The organism is Delftia sp. CH05 (assembly GCF_009827015.1).
Classification (GTDB): domain Bacteria; phylum Pseudomonadota; class Gammaproteobacteria; order Burkholderiales; family Burkholderiaceae_C; genus Comamonas; species Comamonas tsuruhatensis.
In genome coordinates this window covers 25,140-44,925 of the sequence record NZ_WUMG01000003.1, presented here as the reverse complement: position 1 = coordinate 44,925, position 19,786 = coordinate 25,140, and the positions used below count along the sequence as shown (strand labels likewise).

At 68.6% G+C, this 19,786-nt stretch carries 18 protein-coding genes; 6 read left to right on the top strand and 12 right to left on the bottom strand.

The genetic code is table 11. The annotated features are described in order from the left end of the window. Positions 1-91 precede the first annotated feature (91 nt). Entirely contained in the window at positions 92-1,192 is a 1,101-nt protein-coding gene (gene queA / locus GRX31_RS03740) for a tRNA preQ1(34) S-adenosylmethionine ribosyltransferase-isomerase QueA (protein WP_016449150.1), read from the top strand. Positions 1,193-1,349: 157 nt separating this feature from the next. Here the strand turns inward: queA and GRX31_RS03735 are convergent, their stop codons facing one another. From GRX31_RS03735 to hpf, 9 genes are all read right to left on the bottom strand, one after another. Continuing rightward, positions 1,350-2,108: an iron ABC transporter ATP-binding protein gene (locus GRX31_RS03735; protein ID WP_160851558.1), complete on the bottom strand. Its 759-nt coding sequence runs from the start codon at positions 2,106-2,108 to the stop codon at positions 1,350-1,352. Further along, positions 2,105-3,103, bottom strand: a complete 999-nt coding sequence (locus tag GRX31_RS03730) for an iron chelate uptake ABC transporter family permease subunit (RefSeq protein WP_160851556.1) — start codon at positions 3,101-3,103, stop codon at positions 2,105-2,107. Before GRX31_RS03730 ends, GRX31_RS03735 begins: the two co-directional genes overlap by 4 nt. Beyond that, positions 3,100-4,083 (bottom strand): ABC transporter permease, encoded by a 984-nt coding sequence (locus tag GRX31_RS03725; RefSeq protein WP_043789330.1) that lies wholly within the window; start codon positions 4,081-4,083, stop codon positions 3,100-3,102. Before GRX31_RS03725 ends, GRX31_RS03730 begins: the two co-directional genes overlap by 4 nt. A gap of 46 nt (positions 4,084-4,129) precedes the next feature. Beyond that, positions 4,130-5,101, bottom strand: coding sequence for a siderophore ABC transporter substrate-binding protein (locus GRX31_RS03720; RefSeq protein ID WP_442874078.1), 972 nt, complete (start codon positions 5,099-5,101; stop codon positions 4,130-4,132). 53 nt (positions 5,102-5,154) lie between these two features. Then, entirely contained in the window at positions 5,155-6,921 is a 1,767-nt protein-coding gene (fes, locus tag GRX31_RS03715; RefSeq protein ID WP_160851553.1) for an enterochelin esterase, read from the bottom strand. A 4-nt stretch (positions 6,922-6,925) separates the two neighbouring features. Next, a complete protein-coding gene (locus GRX31_RS03710; RefSeq protein ID WP_016449144.1) occupies positions 6,926-9,103 on the bottom strand; it encodes a TonB-dependent receptor in 2,178 nt (725 codons plus the stop codon). 246 nt (positions 9,104-9,349) lie between these two features. Next, entirely contained in the window at positions 9,350-10,306 is a 957-nt protein-coding gene (gene hprK / locus GRX31_RS03705; protein WP_016449143.1) for an HPr(Ser) kinase/phosphatase, read from the bottom strand. 32 nt (positions 10,307-10,338) lie between these two features. Further along, positions 10,339-10,812 (bottom strand): PTS sugar transporter subunit IIA, encoded by a 474-nt coding sequence (locus tag GRX31_RS03700; protein WP_016452020.1) that lies wholly within the window; start codon positions 10,810-10,812, stop codon positions 10,339-10,341. A 155-nt stretch (positions 10,813-10,967) separates the two neighbouring features. Beyond that, on the bottom strand, positions 10,968-11,327 hold the full coding sequence (hpf, locus tag GRX31_RS03695) for a ribosome hibernation-promoting factor, HPF/YfiA family (protein ID WP_016449141.1): 360 nt from the start codon (positions 11,325-11,327) through the stop codon (positions 10,968-10,970). Between the two features lie 364 nt (positions 11,328-11,691). Here hpf and GRX31_RS03690 point away from each other — a divergent pair, with 364 nt between their 5' ends. Together GRX31_RS03690 and GRX31_RS03685 are read left to right on the top strand one after the other, a co-directional pair. Beyond that, positions 11,692-12,615 (top strand): phosphoribosylaminoimidazolesuccinocarboxamide synthase, encoded by a 924-nt coding sequence (locus GRX31_RS03690; protein WP_016449140.1) that lies wholly within the window; start codon positions 11,692-11,694, stop codon positions 12,613-12,615. A 142-nt stretch (positions 12,616-12,757) separates the two neighbouring features. Next, positions 12,758-13,342 carry a DJ-1/PfpI family protein gene (locus tag GRX31_RS03685; protein WP_160851551.1) on the top strand — a complete coding sequence of 195 codons (585 nt, stop codon included), beginning with the start codon at positions 12,758-12,760 and terminating at the stop codon, positions 13,340-13,342. Positions 13,343-13,371: 29 nt separating this feature from the next. On the opposite strand, the gene GRX31_RS03680 is transcribed toward GRX31_RS03685, so the two are convergent. Continuing rightward, complete coding sequence (locus GRX31_RS03680) at positions 13,372-14,232, bottom strand: DMT family transporter (RefSeq protein ID WP_160851549.1); 861 nt, start codon at positions 14,230-14,232, stop codon at positions 13,372-13,374. A gap of 94 nt (positions 14,233-14,326) precedes the next feature. On the opposite strand from GRX31_RS03680, the gene GRX31_RS03675 reads away from it, so the two are divergent. Beyond that, positions 14,327-15,223, top strand: coding sequence for a LysR family transcriptional regulator (locus GRX31_RS03675; RefSeq protein WP_096914746.1), 897 nt, complete (start codon positions 14,327-14,329; stop codon positions 15,221-15,223). Between the two features lie 3 nt (positions 15,224-15,226). Here the strand turns inward: GRX31_RS03675 and GRX31_RS03670 are convergent, their stop codons facing one another. Further along, positions 15,227-16,126 carry a LysR substrate-binding domain-containing protein gene (locus GRX31_RS03670; RefSeq protein ID WP_160851548.1) on the bottom strand — a complete coding sequence of 300 codons (900 nt, stop codon included), beginning with the start codon at positions 16,124-16,126 and terminating at the stop codon, positions 15,227-15,229. 51 nt (positions 16,127-16,177) lie between these two features. Next, positions 16,178-17,134 carry a thioredoxin gene (gene trxA / locus GRX31_RS03665; protein WP_160851546.1) on the bottom strand — a complete coding sequence of 319 codons (957 nt, stop codon included), beginning with the start codon at positions 17,132-17,134 and terminating at the stop codon, positions 16,178-16,180. A 275-nt stretch (positions 17,135-17,409) separates the two neighbouring features. On the opposite strand from trxA, the gene GRX31_RS03660 reads away from it, so the two are divergent. Further along, the gene (locus GRX31_RS03660) at positions 17,410-18,396 is read left to right on the top strand and encodes an ABC transporter ATP-binding protein (protein ID WP_160851544.1); all 987 of its coding nucleotides are present in this window, start codon (positions 17,410-17,412) and stop codon (positions 18,394-18,396) included. Continuing rightward, positions 18,393-19,781 (top strand): hypothetical protein, encoded by a 1,389-nt coding sequence (locus GRX31_RS03655; protein ID WP_070080715.1) that lies wholly within the window; start codon positions 18,393-18,395, stop codon positions 19,779-19,781. Before GRX31_RS03660 ends, GRX31_RS03655 begins: the two co-directional genes overlap by 4 nt. Positions 19,782-19,786: the final 5 nt, after the last annotated feature.

The following is a 19,786-nucleotide window of genomic DNA, read 5'->3' as shown; positions in this document are numbered from 1 at the left end:
GCAATTCCGGGGATGACCCCAGGGTTTGCGACAATTGCCAGCTTCCGTTCAACGAACTTGGAACGGGCCATGTCCGGCCCTCAAGCACTGCATGTCCTCCCTGTCCCGTGTGTTCTCGCTCAGCGATTTCGACTTCGAGCTTCCCGAGAAGCTGATTGCCCAGCATCCTGCCGCCCAGCGCAGTGCCTCGCGCCTGCTCGACGGCCGCGACGATGCCAACCCGCCCGCCGACCGCATCTTCCACGAGCTGCCCGATCTGCTGCAGCCCGGCGACCTGCTGGTGTTCAACGACACGCGCGTGATCAAGGCGCGCATCTTCGGCGAGAAGGCCAGCGGCGGCCGGCTGGAGCTGCTGGTCGAGCGCGTACTGGAAGGCAACGACGTCGTGGCCCACATGCGCGTCAGCAAGAAGCCCCTGCCCGGCTCGCGCATCCACCTGTGCGGCGGCAAGAACGGTGGCGGCTTCGACGCCGTGCTGCGTGGCCGCTGGCCCGACGAGAACGGCCCGCTGTTCCACCTGAGCTTTGAAGGCCCGCGCGGCGAGACGCCCCATGAGCTGATGGAGCGCTTCGGCCATCTGCCGCTGCCGCCCTACATCGAGCGCCACCAGGAAACCGGCAACGACCCCGATGCCGCCGAAGACAGCGAGCGCTACCAGACCGTCTTCGCGGCCCGCCCCGGCGCCGTGGCCGCACCCACGGCCGCCCTGCACTTCGACGACGCCGTGCTGGCCCGCCTGGCCGAGCGCGGCATCGAACGCGCCAGCGTCACGCTGCACGTGGGCGCCGGCACCTTCCAGCCCGTGAAGACCGAGAACCTGGCCGACCACCAGATGCACAGCGAGTGGTACGAAATCCCGCTGGCCACCCTGGCCGCGCTGGAACGCTGCCGCCAGCGCGGCGGCCGCATCATCGCCGTGGGCACGACCACGGTGCGCACGCTGGAGTCCTGGGCCCAGACGGGCAACTTCTCAGGCGATACGCGCATCTTCATCACACCGGGCTTCGAGTACCAGGTGGTCGATCTGCTGATCACCAACTTCCACCTGCCCAAGAGCACGCTGATGATGCTGGTCAGCGCCTTCGCCGGCTACGAGCAGGTGATGGCGCTGTACCGCCATGCGATCGCGCAGGAGTACCGCTTCTTCAGCTATGGCGACTCCATGCTGTTGAAGAAGAAAAGCACCCCCTGAGCGGCTTACGCCGCTTCCCCCCGTTGCACGGCGCCTCTCTACCCGCTTCGCGGGGGAGGGGGGCATACTGGCAGGCGCGGCCGGCTTAGGCCCTTGCTTGGTGTCCCTCGCCTCAGGCCGCGCCAGGTTCAAGCGCCAAGCCCGAAACGCCGCATGTTCAGCCAAAGTAATGGCAAAGCCTGCGGCCCTTGACCTCGTGCACGCTGACGGGGATGCCGTAGAGGGTGCTGAGGACCTCGTCCTGCACGACCTCGGCCGGCGTGCCCGCCACGGCCAGGCGGCCGTCCTTGAGCGCGATGATGTGGTCGGCGTAGCAGGAGGCGAAGTTGATGTCGTGCAGCACCATGACCACGGTCTTGCCGCGTTCGGTGACGGCGCGGCGCAGCAGGCGCATCATGCTGACGGCATGGGCCATGTCCAGGTTGTTCAGCGGCTCGTCCAGCAGGATGAAAGGCGTGTCCTGGCACAGCACCATGGCGATGTAGGCGCGCTGGCGCTGGCCGCCTGACAACTCGTCGAGAAAGCGCTCGGCCAGCGGCGTGAGCTGCAGGTACTCCAGCGCCTCGTCCACATGGCGCACGTCCTCGGGGCCCAGCCGGCCCTTGCTGTGCGGAAAGCGGCCGAAGCCCACCAGGTCGCGCACCGTCAGGCGCAGCGTGCTCTGGTTGTCCTGGCGCAGGATGGCCATGATGCGCGCCAGCGCCTCGGTGGGCGTGGTGGCCACGTCGCGGCCAGCCACCAGCACCTGGCCTTCCGTGATCGGCATGAGGCGGCTGACCAGGGACAGCAGCGTGGATTTGCCGGCCCCGTTGGGGCCGATGATGGCCGTCAGCGCCCGCTCGGGCACGTTGAAGTTGAGCTCCTGCAGCACGGTCGTGCCGCCATGGCGCTTGAGCAGATCACGCACCTCGATCATTGGGTCCCCTTGCGCATGAGCAGCACGATGAAGACGATTCCACCCAGGAACTCCACCACGATGCTCAGCACGGTATTGAATTGAAAAAGCTGCTCCAGCAGCACCTGGCCGCCCATGAGCAGCACGCCGCCCCAGAGCACGGCCGCAGGCAGCACCCAGGCATGGCGGCGCGTGCCCATGGCGTGATACGCCATGTTGCTGACCAGCAGACCGAAGAAGATGACAGGCCCGACCAGGGCCGTGGACACGGCCACCATGCAGGCCACCACGGCCAGCAGCCGCAGCACGCGGCCATCGTAGTCCAGGCCCAGGCCGATGGCGGCATCGCGCCCGAGCGAGATCACGTCCAGCACGTGGCGCTGGCGCCAGATCCAGGCGCTGCCCAGCGCGATCAGCAGCAGCGACGGCACCAGCAGTTGCAGGTTCACCGCGTTGAAGTTGGCGAACATGCGGTCCTGCAGCGCCGTGAACTCATTGGGATCGAGCACGCGCATGGCCAGCCCGGCCAGGCTGCGAAAGAAGATGCCGCCCACCATGCCCACCAGCAGCATCAGGTGCAGGCTGCTGGCATGGCCTACGAACAGCCAGCGCATCAGCAGCACGCTGAAGCCCACCATCAGCACGATGTTGAGCGCGTAGCGCCCGACCTCGCCCATGGCGGACACGCCTGCCGCGCCCAGCATCAGCACCATGGCCGCCTGCACGAACAGGTACAGCGCATCCAGCCCCATCACCGAAGGCGTGAGGATGGTGTTGTGCGACACGGTCTGGAACACCACGGTGGACAGGCCGATGGCGCAGGCCACCAGGGCCATGGTCAGCACCTTGGCGCCCCGGTGCTCCAGCACGAAGGCCCAGTCGGTCCTGACGCCCACGGTCATGAAGGCCAGCAGGCACAGCAGCGCCAGCCCTCCCAGCAGCGCCAGGCGTCGGCCCCGGCCCCAACTGCGCGCAGCCGGATCGTCGGAAGCAACGGATTGCGGCAGGCTGCTCATGCACGGTCCTTGCGGCGGCGCAGGATGAGCGCCAGGAACAGGGCACTGCCCAGCACGCCCAGCACGGTGCCCACGGGGATTTCATAGGGCGCGATCAGCAGCCGCCCGACCAGATCGCACAGCAGAGTCAGGCCCGCGCCGATCAGCGCCACCCACAGCACGCTGCGGCGGACGTTGTCACCCAGGACCAGGCGCACCACGTTGGGCACGATCAAGCCCACGAAGGGCAGGCTACCGGCCGTGACCACCACGGCGGAAGTGGCCACGGCTACCACCACCAGCCCCTGCCAGACCAGGCGCCGGTAGTTCAGGCCCAGATTGGTGGCAAAGCTCTCGCCCAGGCCGGCGACGGTGAAGCGGTCGGCCGCCAGGCAGGCAAGGGCCGTGACGCCCAGCGACAGCCACAGCAACTCGTACCGCCCCTGCACCACCAGGGAGAAGTCGCCGTTGGACCAGGACTTGAGCGCCTGCATCATGTCGAACTGCAGCGCCACGAAGCTGCCCGCAGCCTCCAGCACGCCGGCCAGCACCAGGCCGACCAGGGGCACCATCCACGACGAGCGCAGCCGGATGCGCGAGAGCACGGCCAGGAACAGCGCCGTGCCCAGCAGCGCCGCCACGGCCGAAATTCCCATCTTGGCCATCACCGGCCAGTGCGGCACCCAGAGGAACGCAGCCAGCATGCCCAGGCTGGCCGACTCCACCGTGCCCACGGTGGAAGGCTCCACGAAGTGGTTGCGTGCCAGCATCTGCATGAGCAGTCCGCAGACCGCCATGGATGCGCCGGCCAGCAACAGGGCCAGGGTGCGCGGCACGCGGCTGTAGACCAGCACCTGGCTGGCCAGGTCGTCCTCGCTGCGCGACCACAGCACGCTCCAGTGCATGTCGCCCGCGCCCACCATCAGGCTGGCCAGCGACAGCGCCAGCAGCAGGCCCAGCGCGAAAAGCCAGGCAAGGGCCTGGCGAGAGGGGCGTGACATGGGCACGGCGTGCGCGGTGGCGACAGGCGGGCTCAACGCTTTGGCGTCATGTGCGGGCAAAGGCATCCGACAGTTGCTGGATATTGGCCTTCAGCGCGCCCGGCCCGGCGTTGGACAGGGTGTACCAGTTGGCTGCGTTCAGATAGACCACCTGCTTGCCGCGCCAGGCCTTGGTGGCGCGCACCAGCGGGTTGTCCAGCAGTTGCTGGGCGGTCTTGCCATCCTGGCCGATGGCCACGTCGCGGTCGATGACGAACAGCCAGTCGGGATTGGTCTTGAGCAGGAACTCGAAGGAGACCACCTGCCCATGGCGCGCCACCGTCAGGTTGTCGATGGCCGGTTTCACGCCAAACACATCGTGCAGCATGCCGAAGCGCGAGCCCGGACCGTAGGCGCTGAGCTTGCCGCCCGAGGTCAGCAGCACCAGCCCCTTGCCCGCGTTCTGCGCCTTGCCATGCAGCGCGGCGATGGCCTGCTCCACGGCCCGGACCTCGGCCTCGGCCTTGTCCTGCAGGCCGTAGACGGCGCCCAGCGTGCGGATGTTGCGGTAGATATCGGCCATCTGGTGCTGGTCGCTGACGCTCAGGTCCAGCACGGGGGCGAAGCGCGACAGCTCCTTGTACTTGGCCTCGGAGCGGCCGCCCACGATGATGAGGTCGGGCGACAGCGCCTTGACGGCCTCGTAGTCGGGCTCGAACAGGCTGCCGATGCGTGGGTATTTCGCATCGGCATAGCGGGCCAGCAGCGGCGGCATCTTGAACTCGGGCACGCCACGCACCTCGCCGCCCAGCGCCTGCAGCGTGTCCAGCGCCGCCAGCTCGAACACCAGCACGCGCACGGGCTTGAAGGGCACCTGGACCTCGCCCTTGGCGTGCGGCACGGTCACGGTCTTGCCGACCGCTGCCGTCTGCGCATGGGCCATGGACAGTGCCAGAGGCAGCGTGACCAGCATGCCCGCGCCCTGGCCCATCGTCGCCAGGATGTGGCGCCGGGAATGATTTGCATTCAAGGTGTTCATTCTTTCAATGATTGCTGTATCGCCAGGAAGTTCAAACATTGGCCTTGGCGGCCTCAGGGAAGTGCGGGCGTGCTGTCCGGCGTGCGCTCGCAGGCCGGCAGGCCCTGGGCAAAGCGCCCGGGGTTGAGCAGGGCCACCAGGCCGCAGGCCAGCGATCCCTGCCATTGCAGGTAGTCATGGCTGGTTTCATGCTCGGCCTGCGTGACCTCGTAGCCCTTGGCGCGCAGCACGTCGGCCAGGTGGCGGTTGGTTTCCAAGATGCCGTCCTGCCCGCCGCGTGCACGCTCGTAGCGGCCTGCATCCAGATAGAAACGCACGGGCTGGCGCGGCTCCTGGGCATAGCGGCGCTGCACCCAGCCCGGCACCTCGCCGGCCGGCGACCACCAGAACGATCCCGACATGCTCAGCACATTGCCGAACCAGCGCGCATTGACCAGGCCCGCATAGGCCGAGGCCAGGCCGCCGAAGCTGGAGCCGCCGATCACCGTGCGCGCCGCAGGCTGGCCCAGGCCCTGCTCCCCCACCCAGGGCATCAGCTCCTCATCCAGAAAGCGCGCGAAGGCGGTGTTGGGCGGCAATTCCCTACCGCGTGCCTGCGGGCTGGCGTTGTCCACCAGGACCACGGCCGTGGGCGGGATCAGGCCGTCGGCCATGAGGTTGTCGATGAGGGTGGGCGTGGACACCTGCTTTGCATAGGCATTGCCGTCGAACAGCACCAGCAGCGCCTCGGGCGCCCGCCCGCCTGCGGGAAGGTAGGTCCAGACATCGCGGCTGTTGCCCAGCACGCGACTGGACAGGCGGTGCTGCACCAGTTGTCCTTGCGCCACGCCCGCGCGCGGCGCCCACCAGGGCTGGGGCGGCGCCTTGGGCAGCTCCAGCACGGAGGCGCCCTGGAAGACATCGATGAAGCCGCCCTCGGGCGGCTGCGGGAAGGTCTTGGGATTGAGCGGATCGCGCTGCGCCGTGGCCAGCAGAGCGCGGCGCTGCTCCATGGCCGAGCCTTCGATCAGCGGCACATCGGGCGCCAGCCGGTAGCTGAGCCTGGCGTTGTCCGCCATGCGGAAGCTGGCCCACCAGACATCGCTGCCGGGCAGATGCTGCAGCGGATCATGGTTGCCGGCCGGGCTGCCGAACAGGCGCACGCCCTGCATGCCCGCACGCGGCCGGCCGCGCCACAGGAAGGTGACCAGGGAGTGCCCCTCGGACAGGGGCTCGACCATGGGTGTTCCTTCCTCCTGCACGCGCCGCCAGAAGGCGTCGGCAGCCACACCAGCACCCGCGCCGCGCTGGATTGCCTGCGCCAGAGCCCGCAGCCGCGGGCTTTGCAGTGCCGGAGGCTCGGAGGTGGCCGAGGCCTTGTTGCCGGCAGGCGCCAGGCTGGAGGTCAGCCGCAGCGCGAAGCGCCCCGCTTCTTGCGCCTCACCGCCGGAACGGGGGTCAGCCAGGGCCACACGCCTGGCCACCAGCCGCTGCCGTCCGGCTCCCTCCGTGACCCACATCAGCGACTGGGCGCCGCCATCAGGCCTAGCCAGGCGGCGCAGGTGCCGGCCCTGGGCATCCTCCAGGTCCAGGGCCACGCCCTGCCCCTCGAATTCACCCTGGACCACATGGCCGGCAGGCAGATCGACGCGCCAGAACTCGCGCCCACCGGCAGCCAGGACCCCTGTGGCCGCCTGGCCTGGCGCCAGCGTGCCCGGCCGTGCGGCCAGGGCCTGCCGCGATGCGGTTGCCGTCATGTCTTCAGCGGCATGGACGGCTGCGCCCAGCAGGCACAGCAGCGAGGTGGCCAGGCACAGGCCTTGTCGTGCAGCTTGCGCCATGGCGTCAGAAGTCCACCGTGGCCGAGACACGCACCGTGCGCGGGCCGCCCGTGGTGGCGAAGTTGTCATTGAAACTGCCGGCCCAGTAGGACTTGTCGAACAGGTTCTCCACCGTGGCGCGGAAGGTGACGGGTTTGGCCGCGATGCGGGTGGCATAGCGCGCGCCCACGTCCACGCGGGTCCAGCTGGGCATCTTCAGCGTGTTGGCCGAATTCACCCATTGCGCGCCCGTGTAGATCAGGCGGCCGGTGAGCGTGGCGCCCGGCAGCGCGGGCACATCCCACTCGCCGCCCAGGTTGGCCGTCCAGCGCGGCACGCCGTAGACGCCGTAGCCGTCGCGCGCGCCGCCCTGGGTCTTGCTCTGGATGGCCTGCGTATAGGCCAGGCCGCCCAGCACGCGCGTGCCGCGCAGCGGCTCGCCGAACACATTCCACTCCAGGCCCCGGTTGCGCTGCTCGCCATCCATCAGCAGGCGGTTGGTCGCGGTCTCCACCACGGACGAAGGCCGCTCGATCTGAAACAGCGAGACCGTCTGCGTGAAATCACCCGTGCGCCACTTGGCGCCGATCTCGAACTGCTTGGTCTTGTAGGGCGCGAACACTTCGCCGGCATTGGCGTAGGTGGCGCCGACGATGGAGCCCGCGCTCAGGCCCTGCACATGGTTGGCGTACAGCGAGACCGCATCGCCCCAGGGCTTGACCACCAGGCCCAGCGCGGGCGAGATGGCATGTTCGTCATAGCGCGCCATCTTCTGGTTCACGCGCTGCAGGCGCGCGCCCACGGTGAGCTGTACGGTGTCGCCACCCCAGCTCAGCGTGTCGGCCAGGGCCAGGCTGCTGAGCACGTCGTCGCGCTCCTGCTTGATGGCGCCGTAGGGGCCGGCCAGCGTGATGGGCGCAGGGTCGTAGATGTTGGTGATGTAGCTGGCGCTGGTGGCCACGGCCGCGCGGCCACCCTTTTGGTTCATCCAGTTCACGGAGGCGACCAGCAGATGGTTCACGCTGCCCGTGCGCAGGCGCCCGCGCACGCCGAACTCGGCCGCCATGCTGTCGGTGTAGCCGTACTGGTTGTAGGTCTGGCCCACGGCCGAGCCGTCGCCCTGGGCGCGCAGCACCACGCGCGTGCCGTTGAGCATGCCGTCATAGGAATGCTTGCCGCTGCCCACCGAGCCGAACAGCGTCCAGTCCGCCCCCAGGTCCACCGAGCCGCGCAGCATCAGCGCATCGCTTTGCTGCTGGGCACGTATGCCCGGGAAGAGATTGGTCTTGGCGTCGGGCGCTGCAATCACCTGCTTGAGGTTCTGCATGCTGACCATCATCGGGCTGCCGTCGCGGATGTTGGAGCGGTAGCTGTAGGCATCCAGGCCCAGCGTGAAACCGTCGCCCTGGTAGTCGAGCGCCAGTGCGCCCAGGCCATGGCGGCGGTTCTGGCCGTCGATCTCGGTATCGCCGCCCGAGGTGCTGCCGTTGATGCGTATGCCCAGGCGGCGTTCCGGGCCGAAGCGGCGCGACACATCGGCCTGCAGGCCCAGCTGCGAGGAGCTGCTGAACATGGTGGTCACGCGCGTGAGGTCCCGGGCCAGCGGACGCTTGGTCACCAGGTTGATGGTGCCGCCCACGGCGCCGCCCGGCGTCATGCCGCTCAGCAGCGCACCCGGGCCCTTGAGCACTTCCACGCGCTCGATCATCTCGGTGGGCACATGGCCATCGGGCGCCAGGCCGTACAGGCCGTTGAAGCCCAGTTCCGAGGCATTCACACCCAGGCCGCGGATGGTGAAGTTCTCGTAGGCGTGGCCGGTGTTGGTGGTGAAGCGCACGGAGGGGTCGTTTTCCAGCACCGACATCAGCGTGGTCGCGTGCTGGTCGGCAATGCCTTCGGCCGTGTAGGAGGTGATGTTGAACGGCGTATCCATCACATCGCGCTGGCCCAGCACGCCCAGGCCCGCGCCCTTGGCCACCTGGCCGCCCGGCGCCACGGTGGGCAGTGCCTGGGGATCGGTGGTGCTGCGCACCGTGATCTCGCCCAGTTCGGCGTCGGCCGCCCAGGAGGCGGCGGGCAAAGCGGCAGCGGCAACCATGGCGCAGACACGGGCGATGGTGCCCAGGCCGTGGAACGGTGAAACGGGGGCGAAGGGGCTGACAGCGCCTGCGCGCGGCAGGCCGGTGCGGGAACGAGAGGACATCCGGGAGGGCTTTCAAGGCGGAAGAAAATGCGCCGCATCCAGGCCCGCAGCCCGTCGGGACACAGGCCGGATACGGCATCTGCCCGAATTATAGAAAATGAGAATTATTCTTATTTGAGAAAACAACGACAACGCACCGCGCGCAAACATGGGCGCACGGTCCGCAAACAATCCCGGGGAAAACAGTGGGGGCCAGGCAACAGGCCGCCGGCAACAGGCCGCCGGACGCCACGACGGCGCAGACCGCTAGAAGGTGTCGCCGCGTTCCATGGCGCGGCGGTGGCGCTGCACGAATTCCTGGTAGGTGTCGATGCCGCGCAGCTGCAAGATGGCATTGCGCACGGCCGCCTCCACCAGCACGGCGATGTTGCGGCCCGCCACCACCTGGATCACCACCTTGCGCACGGGCACGCCGAGCACGTCCTGCGTCAGCGGCTCGGCTGGCAGCCGCTCGTATTCGCGCTCCATGGTTTCCTTGCGCACCAGGTGCACGATGAGCTTGAGACGCATCTTGCGGCGCACGGCCGTCTCGCCAAAGATGGCGCGGATATCGAGCAGGCCGATGCCGCGCACCTCCAGCAGGTTCTGCAGCAGCTCGGGGCACTTGCCTTCGATCGTGGTCTGGTTGATGCGGTACAGGTCCACGGCATCGTCGGCCACCAGGCCGTTGCCGCGCGTCACCAGCTCCAGCCCCAGCTCGCTCTTGCCCAGGCCCGACTCGCCCGTGATCAGCACGCCCATGCCCAGGATGTCCATGAACACGCCATGCATGGTCGTGCGGTCGGCGAAATGCTTGGCCAGGTAGGCACGCAGCACATCGATCACGAAGGCCGACTGCTCGCGCGTGGCGAACATGGGAATGTGGGCGCGCTCGCACATGGACAGCAGCGCCTCGGGCGCCGTCTGGCCATCGGCCAGCACCAGCACGGGCGGCTCCAGCGTGACGATGCGTGCCACGCGGCGCTGGCAGTCCTGCGGCGTGGCGTTGGTCAGATAGGCGATCTCACGCTCGCCCAGCACCTGCAGCCGGTAGGGATGGATGTAGTTCAGGTAGCCGACGAGATCGGCGCCCGAGCGCGCCGAGCGCACGGCCATCTCGTCGAAGCGGCGCTCCGAGGCCCCCAGGCCCGCCACCCACTCCCAGCGCAGGCTGGAGCGGAACTCCTCGAAAAGGACGTCGGCGCTGATGGCACTGGGTCTCATGGCAAGGCCCGTGAAAAGGGGAAGACGAAAGTCTAGACCAGCGGGGCGGCGGAAGACTGCCAGCCGGCAATCATTCCATGCAGCCGGGCCGCATCGCCGCAGGACTTCAGCCGCTCGCGCAGCTGACTGTCGCTGAGCAGTTCGGCGATTTCAGAAAGGATTTCCAGATGCTTTTGCGTCGCCGCTTCGGGCACCAGCAAAAAGATCAGCAGGCCTACGGGCTGCTCATCGGGCGCATCGAAGCCAATGGGATGGTCCAGCTGGAACACGGCTGCCATCGGAGCGGTCAGCCCCTTGATGCGACCGTGGGGAATGGCCACGCCATGGCCCAGCCCCGTCGAGCCCAGGCGTTCACGCGCGAAGAGGCTGTCGGTGATGAGTGCGCGGGACAGGCCATGCAGGCTCTCGAATAGCAGACCTGCTTCTTCGAAAGCGCGCTTTTTGCTGGTGACGTCGACGCTCACGAGCACTTGAGCGGCGGGCAGGATGGAGGCAAGACGGTTCATGGTTCGGGAAACAATTATGCACCGCAGTGCCGGAAACCGTGGGGAAACCCTGACCCCCATCAAAAACCGCCCCGAAGGGCGGTGGTCGTGCGTGGCACATCAGCCACAAAAACGCAGGTATTGTAAGCGCCCGCACAGGGCCGGCGCCTTACCTGTCACCCGACTGACGCCAGGGTCAGTCCAGCATCATCGAGCCGCTTGGCCGTGCCGTAGCGGCTGCCCTGCTGGCGGGTCTTGTAGCGCACCACGAGGCGGTCCAGCTTGTCAGCCAGCGCGTCGACGGCGGCATAAAGGTCGAAGTGAGAGGTTTCGACAAAGAGATCCTGGCCCTTGACGCGCAGCGTGCAACCGGCACGTTGGCGCTTTTCCTTCTCCTTCTGGTTATGAACGGTCAGCAAGACCTTGACATCCACCACCTGGTCAAAGTGTCGAAGAATGCGTTCGAGCTTGGCCATGACGTAACTGCGCAGCGAGGGAGTGACCTCCAGGTGATGCCCACTAATCGTCAGATTCATATCTAAACACTCCTTGCTCTGGATGGAAACAGCCCGGTCCACCGGGGGACGATCCGCCGGGACAGGTGCTTGCAGGCCGGAATGCGCATTCGTTTGCTTGCGAATCCACTATGCGCCCGGGTCGGGTCAAAAGCAACGCCGCAAGCCGATAGCGCAGGACGGTGCAGGGCCTTGGAGGCGGGTTTTGCGCGCCATGCGATTGGGCGCACAATCGGCGGGTTTGCCAGGCTGCGCCCCTGGGGTGGGGGTGGCCACAGGCCGTCCGTCACCGTGAGGCGCCGTTGGGTAGAATCGCGCTCCTGCGCGTGCCGCTTGCAGCCCTCCGGCCCCTGCAGCCTCTTTGCCAGATTGCCCCTTGCCTCACATGACCACCCAGTCCCGTCCCTCCGCCCTGCACACTTCCAACATTGCCTCGCTGCCGCTGCTCGCGCGCGGCAAGGTGCGCGACAACTATGCCGTGGGCGATGACCGCATCCTGATGGTGGCCTCGGACCGCCTCTCGGCCTTTGACGTGATCATGGGCGAGCCCATCCCCGGCAAGGGCGAGCTGCTGACGCAGATGGCGCTGTTCTGGTTCGACAAACTCGGCCACATCTGCCCCAACCACCTGACCGGCGAAGCGCCCGAATCCGTGGTCACGCCCGCCGAAGTGCCCCAGGTCACGGGCCGCTCCATGCTGGTCAAGCGCCTCAAGCCCGTGCTGATCGAGGCCGTGGTGCGCGGCTACCTGGCCGGCAGCGGCTGGAAGGAATACCAGGAATCGCGCTCGGTCTGCGGCGTTCCCCTGCCCGAAGGCCTGACCAACGCCGCCAAGCTGCCCGAGCCCATCTACACGCCGGCCGCCAAGGCCGAGATGGGCGACCATGACGAGAACATCACCTACGAGCGCACGGTGGAGATGGTCGGCGAGAAGCTGGCCTCCCAGATCCGCGATACAGCCATCCGCATCTACAAGGAAGCCGCCGCCATCGCCCTCGAAAAGGGCATGATCATTGCCGACACCAAGTTCGAATTCGGCCTGGACGAAAACGGCGAACTGGTGCTGATGGACGAGGTGCTCACGCCCGACAGCTCGCGCTACTGGCCCGTGGAAGGCTATGCCCAGGCGCTGGCCAAGGGCGAGAACCCGCCCAGCTACGACAAGCAGTTCGTGCGCGACTGGCTGGAGCAGGCCCAGGTCAACGGCAAGCCCTGGGACAAGAGCGCCCCGGCGCCCCGCCTGCCCCAGGAGGTGACCGAGAAGACGGCCGCCAAGTACCGCGAAGCGCTGCAGCGCCTGACGGCCTGAGCTGCAACCTGCCTGCCCCTGCAAAAGAGAGCTTCGGCTCTCTTTTTCATTGCGCGGGCCCGTTTCTGCAGCCGGTCACGCCGGCGTCACCGACACTGCCACAATGCTTGTTCCCTCTGACTTTTTTCGAAGGAGCAAGCACATGGCCGGCAAGAAGATTCTGATGATCTGCGGAGACTACTGCGAGGACTACGAAACCATGGTCCCGTTCCAGGCCCTGCAGGCCGTGGGACACACGGTGCACGCGGTCTGCCCCGACAGGAAGGCGGGGGACCACATCAAGACGGCCATCCATGATTTCGAGGGCGCCCAGACCTACAGTGAAAAGCCCGGCCACAACTTCACGCTCAACGCCAGCTTCACCGACATCAAGCCCGAGCAGTACGACGCCCTGGTGATCCCCGGCGGACGCGGCCCTGAATACCTGCGCAACTACGATGCCGTGCGCGCCGCCGTGCGCCACTTCTTCGACAACAACAAGCCCGTGGCCGCCGTCTGCCATGGCGCCCAGCTGCTGGCCGGCGCCGGCGTGCTCAAGGGCCGCACCTGCTCGGCCTACCCGGCCTGCCGTGCCGAGGTCGAACTGGCCGGCGGCACCTACGCCGACATCGGCGTGGACCAGGCGCACACCGAAGGCAACCTGGTCAGCGCCCCCGCCTGGCCGGCCCATCCGGCCTGGATCGCACAGTTCCTGTCCCTGCTGGGCACGCGCATCAGCCACGGCTGAGCACGCAGCCGCCGTTGGCGCCGGGCGGATCAACCGCCCCAGCGCACCAGCACGATGCCGCCGAACACCAGGGCCGAGGCCAGCATGCGCACGCGGCCCAGGCGCTCGCGCATCAGCCAGGCGGCAATCCAGCCTGCAAACAGCACGCTGCTTTCACGCAGTGCAGACACAAGCCCCATGGGCGCCTGCGACAGCGCCCAGGTCGCCATCCAGCTGGCGCTCAGCTGCATGGCGGCGGCCAGGGCGCACAGGCGCCAGGTGCGTGCATCGGCGCGCAGCACGGAAGGACCGCGCCGCCAGGCAACGATCAGCACCGTGGCCAGGCCATCGCCCAGCGTGAGCAGGGCCGCATAGAGCAGCGCGGAACCGGATGCGCGCGCACCCAGCCCGTCGATGACCGTGTAGCAGGCAATCATGGCGCCCGTGGCCAGCGCATAGCCGCTGCCGCCATAACCGCTGGCCGCGCCGCTGCGCAACGACAGCGCCAGCACGCCCAGCGACAGGCACAGCACGCCGGCCAGCCCGGTCGCGCCCGGCCACTCACCGGCCAGCAGCGCCGCGCCCAGCGTCACGAACAGCGGCGCACTGCCGCGTGCCACCGGGTAGACCACGCCGAACTCGCCATGCTGGTAGGCGCGCGGCAGCACGAAGTGGTAGACGGTGTGCACGGCCACCGAAGCCGCCAGCCACCACCACACCGATGCATCCCACAGCGCCGCCGCACGCCAGTCCAGCCAGGGCAGCACCAGCAGCGACCACAGGCTGGCCAGCCCCGTGGTCAGCGCCATGGCGACCATCTTGTCGCCGCCCAGCTTGATGGCGCTGTTCCATCCCGCATTCATCAGCGCGGCCCCCAGGGCCGCAGCCAGCACCGCGTTGCTCAATTCCATTCCATGGCCTCGTTCCTGATACGGGACGGGATGATGGATTCGCACCCAGGTTAGATAAAGTCGAATCTTCGGAACCTTATCTTCAGGAAACCTGATGCGACGCCTGAACCTCGACCAGCTCCAGACCCTGGTGGCCGTGGCCGACCTGGGTACCCTGGCCGCCGCCGCCCAGGCCCTGCACCTGTCGCCGCCTGCCGTCAGCCTGCACATCCAGGAGCTGGAAGCGCGCCTGGACACACCGCTGCTGGTGCGCGGCAAGCGCCAGGCGCAGCTGACGCCTGCGGGCGAACTGCTGGCCGAAGGCGGACGCAGCCTGCTGGCAGACAGCGAATCCCTGCTGCGCCAGGTGCGCAAGCGTGCCGAGGGCTTTGGCGCCAGCGTGCGCATAGGCGCCTCGGCCGGCGTCAGCCCCCTGCTGCTGCCCGAACTGCTGCAATGGCTGGCCGAGCACGCACCGAGCGTGGAGCTGCGCCTGGAAGTCGTGAGCTCGGCCCAGGCCATGCAGCGCCTGGCGGCCGGCAGCCTGGACCTGGCCCTGGTCGGCCTGCCCCAGCCCGTGGCTGCGGGGCTCGAGGTGCTGGCCTGGCGCAACGACCCCATGGAGCTGTTCGCGCCGCCGCAGATGCCGCTGCCCGACCAGATCACGCCCGAATGGCTCAACGCCCAGCCCTGGATAGGCTTTGCCGCCGGCACCCAGATGCACCGCCTGCTGTCGCAATGGTTTGCCCAGGCCGGCCTGCTGCCCCAGCCGCGCATGGAGATGAGTTATCCCGAAGGCATACGCGCCCTGGTCGCCGCAGGCCACGGTCCCACCGTCCTGCCACGCGAGGAGCCCATGGACGCCGTCAGCCGCACCCTTCAGCAGCGCGGGCTGAGTCCCGCCCTGACACGCCCGCTGGGCCTGGCCTGCCGCAGCGCCTCGCAGCAAGACCCGGCCGTGCAGGCCGTGGTGCGCGGGTTGATGCGATTTGCCGATCCCGTACGAAAGTAGGCGCTACAGCCCGGCCTCCTGCAGCACCCACGCACGCAGCGCCTCGATGGCCGGCTGGCCCTGGCTGCGCCGGGGGTAGAGCAGGTGGTAGGCATAGGCCGGGCCCAGGCCCACGGCGATGTCGAACAGGCGCACCAGGCGGCCACGGGCCAGGTCTTCGGCCACCAGGTCCTGCTCGACCAGGCCCACGGCGCCGCCGTCCAGCACGGCCTGCACGACATGGCTGGAGTCGGTGAATGCGATGCAGCGGCCTGCGTCCAGGCCCTCCACGCCGGCCGCCGCCATCCACATCGGCCAGTTCGGCCAGACCTGGCCGTCCACCATGCAGTCCACGTGGCACAGCGTGTGGCCCAGCAGGTCGGCGGGGCTGGCCAGCGGCGGGCCGGACTGCAGCAGGGCCGGGCTGCAGACGGGGATGACCCTGGCGTCGAACAGGCGCACCGCCAGGGTGTGCGGATCACGGCCGGTGCCGAAGCGGATGGCGGCATCAATGTCATCGGCGTCGAAGTCGCGCACCTCGTCGCTGATGTCGAAGCTCAGTTCGATCTGCGGATGCGCGGCGCGAAAGCGCGGTAGCCGGGGCAGCAGCCACTGCGTGGCAAAGCGCGCGCCCAGCGACAGGCGCAGCCGCGTCTCGCCCCGGGCCAGCTGGCGCGCCCGGGCGGTGGCGCGCCGCAGCAGGCCCAGCGCCTCGGCCGTGGCCTCCAGCAGCACGCTGCCTGCGGGCGTGAGCTGCATGCTGCGGCTGTTGCGCGTGAAGAGGACGAGGCCCAGCTGTTCCTCCATCTCCTTGATCTGGTGGCTGACCGCCGCCGGGGTCAGCCCCAGTTCGTCGGCCGCACGCGTGAAGTTCAAGTGGCGCCCTGCGGCCGAGGAGCCGGTTGCACCCTGAGCCCTCGCCATGAAAAAAGGGAGCCGCAAGGCTCCCGTCTCTTCACCGGCGCGCGGCCGGACTCAGTTCAGCGCCATGCTGAGCTTGCGGCGGTAGCCGTTGACCAGCTGCGTGGCCTCGTCCTGCTCGGCCGCGCCCTTGCCCAGCAGCTCGATGCCGCCGCTGCTCTTGCCGGGGATGGCGTCCTGCTTCTTGGGCTTCGGGGGTGTGAGCAGCTCCAGGATGCCCACATAGAGCTTGCGCGCGGCCTGGCCGTTCCATTCCTTGTCGCGCATGATGATTTCCAGCAGCTCGTCCATGCTGGATGCCCACTGGCCTTCGGCGGCCAGGGCCTGAGCCTTGCCGAAGCGGGTGTCGAAGTCGCGCTTGTTCTGTGCGATGACGGCATCGAACTGGGCAAACTCCCAGTTGCCGCGATCGTCGTTGTGCACGAAGAGCATGCACTGCAGCCATTGGTTGAGCGCCTCGAAGCGCGTGGGCTGGGGAATGCGCTTGAGCGGCTCGGTCAGCAGGGCGCCGGCCTCTTCGTAGCCGCCCGTGGCGATCAGCAGGCGCACGTAGTCGAAGCGCGCATCGTCGTTGGCCGGGTCGGCGGCCAGCGCATCGGCCAGCTTTTGCAGGGCGGCCTGCGTGTCGCCGGCTTCCAGCAGCTGGTGGGCCTCGTCAGCTTCGGCCTCGGCCGCCAGCTCGCCTTCGGAGGGCAGGTGCTTGTCCAGGAACTCGCGCAGCTTGCCTTCGGGCTGGGCGCCCATGAAGCCGTCCACGGGCCGGCCGCCCATCATCAGGATGCAGGTCGGGATGGAGCGGATGCCGAACATGCCGGCCAACTGCTGCTCCTGGTCGGAGTCGATCTTGACCAGCTTGAAGCGGCCCTCGTAGGCCACTTCGAGCTTTTCCAGGATGGGGCCCAGCGTCTTGCACGGGCCGCACCAGGGCGCCCAGAAGTCGACGAGCACCGGCACCTGCATGGAGGCGGCGACGACTTCGGCTTCGAAATTCTCAATGGTGACATCAATCATGTGATCAGACCCTGTGGCAAGGCGCGCGGCCAGGGCGCGCAGACTGTGGCGGTTCGGAGTTCGGCGGCCGAATGCCTCCGATGCGGACCGTGTGATTCTCCAGCAATTCCAGGGCCCAGGGCGTGAACGCCATGGGCGGCAGCCACCCCAGATGGGAGCAGGCTGCGCGCATTTCAAGCCGCCCGGCCGAGGGCGCGGCGCAGCAGCGCTGGGCTATATTGGCGCGCTGTGCCGCCATTGCGGCCTGCCATCAACGCAATGAGGGAGGGCTCGCCTTGATCAAGGTTTCGCAGCTGGTGTTCGAGTACCCAGGCCACCGCGCGCTCGATGGCGTCAGCGTCCATATCGCCGCAGGCACCGTCACGGCCCTGGTAGGGCCCAACGGCGCCGGCAAATCCACGCTGATGCGCTGCATCGCCGGGCTGGACCAGCCGCTGTCGGGCCAGGTCCAGGTGCATGGCATTGCCGTGCAGGAGCAGCCCCGCGAAGTGCACCGGCACCTGGGCTATCTGTCGGATTTCTTCGGCCTCTATGACCGCCTGAGCGTGCGGCGCTGCCTGCAGTACGCGGCCCTGTCCATGGGCGTGCTCCCGTCCGAGGCACCGCAGCGCGTGGCGCACGTGGCCGGGCAGCTGGGCCTGGCCGATCTGCTGGAGCGCCTGCCCACCGAGCTGTCTCGCGGCCAGCGCCAGCGCGTGGCCATCGGCCAGGCCATCGTCCACCAGCCGCGCGTGCTGCTGCTGGACGAGCCGGCCAGCGGCCTGGACCCCGAGGCACGCGCCAGCCTGTCCCGGCTGATGCGTGCGCTGCAGGCCCAGGGCATGACCCTGATCGTCTCCAGCCACATCCTCAGCGAACTGGACGAGTACTGCACCCACATCCTGAGCCTGCGCGGCGGCCGCGTGGAAAGCCACGAGGCCCTGCACGGCGGCATCAAGGCACCTGCCGCCGGCGGCGATGCGCCGCTGGCACTGTACGCGCTGGAGCTGGCACCGCCCCCGGGTGCCTCGGCCGGGTCGCTGGCACGGCAGCTGCATCTGGTCCTTCCCGACACCCCTGTGCCGCCGCCCGATGACCAGGGCCTGGTGCACCTGCAGCTGTGGCTGCCCACCCTGCCGCGCGAGCGCGCCGATCTGCTGGCCCGCCTGGTCGGTACCGGCCTGCCCGTGGCCAGCCTGGCCCCGGTGCGCGAGCGCCTGCAGGACCGCTATGCGCGCGGCCTGCAGAACGCAGCAACCCCCACCCCTGCGGAGCAGCCATGACGCACAACCCCGAATTCCAGCGCCAGCTCTGGCTCAACTGGCGGCCGTCCCAGCTGGGCTGGAGCCTGCTGCTCACCGCCTTGCTGCTGGCCACGCCAATGGCCCTGGTCCAGCCCGACCGCCGCCTGCACACGCTGCTGATCGCCGCCCTGGTCGGCATGTGGATCGCCGCGGCCGGCCTGGGCAGCGTGCTGGCCGGACGCGGCCTCAACGAGGAAGCGCGCCAGCACACCTGGGACTGGCAGCGCCTGTCGGCCCTCACGCCCTGGCAAATGGCCTGGGGCAAGCTGCTGGGCGCCCCGCTGCCGGCCTGGCTGTACATGCTGTGGTGCGCGCTGGCCGTGCTGGCCACCTCGGCGGGCCAGCCGGGCGGGCTGGCCTGGGGCGTGCACGCCGTGCTGCAGGCCGCGCTGTGGGGCCTGGCCCTGCAGGCCTGGAGCATGCACTCCGTGCTCATGGGCTGGGGTCCAAAGGAGCAGCCTGCGCGCCGCATCCGCTTCGTGCTGGTGCCGCTGCTGTTCGTGATGGTGCTGCCCGGCCCCATCCTGGGCCGGTTGACCGAGCAGCTGGGCCGCGAGGAAGGCCGCCCTGTGCTGTGGTGGTCCGTGCCGCTGCACGGGCGCGGCGCCATCTACCTGTTCGGCGCCATCGCGCTGGGGCTGGGCCTGCTGGCCCTGTGGCGGCTGCTGTGCACGCGGCTGGATGTGCGCACCCTGCCCTGGGCCTGGCCGCTGGGCCTGTGCGTGGCGGGCCTGGCCTTTGGCGGCATGCACCTCGATGCAATGCAGTTGCAGGGCCCCGGCCCGGCCTCCTTCTTCGCATGGACCACGGGGCTGGCGCTGGCGGGCACGGCCTATGTCTGCCTGCACGGCATGGACGAAGGCCTGCGCAGCTGGCGCCAGGTGCAATGGTGCGTGTTGCAGGGGCGCTGGCGTGGCGCGCTTGAGGCCCTGCCGCTGTGGCCCGTGAGCTGGCTGCTGGCCGTGCTGGCCTGTGCGCTGTGGCTGCTGTGGCCCGCAGGCGGCCAGCCCATCCTGCCCGGTACAGCCCAGTTGGCGGCACTGGCAACGGCGCAGTTGCTGCGTGATGCCGCGCTGGCCACGGGCTTTTCCCTGCTGGCCGGGCGCATCAAGTCGCCGCTGGCCGCGTTCGCCGTCACCTGGCTGCTGGTCAACATCGTGCTGCCGCTGCTGGCCTTTGGCCTTGCCGGGGCCGATGCCGCCATGCTGGCCCAGCCGCTGGCAGCCGGCCTGACCAAGCCCGTCACCAGCGGCATGTGGCTGTCGCTGGCCGTGCAGGTGGCGATGGCCCTGGCCTGGCTGGCCCATGTGTTTCGCCAGCGTGTGCTGGGTTTTGCGCGCGAGCAGCACACGGCTGTGCGGTGATTTGC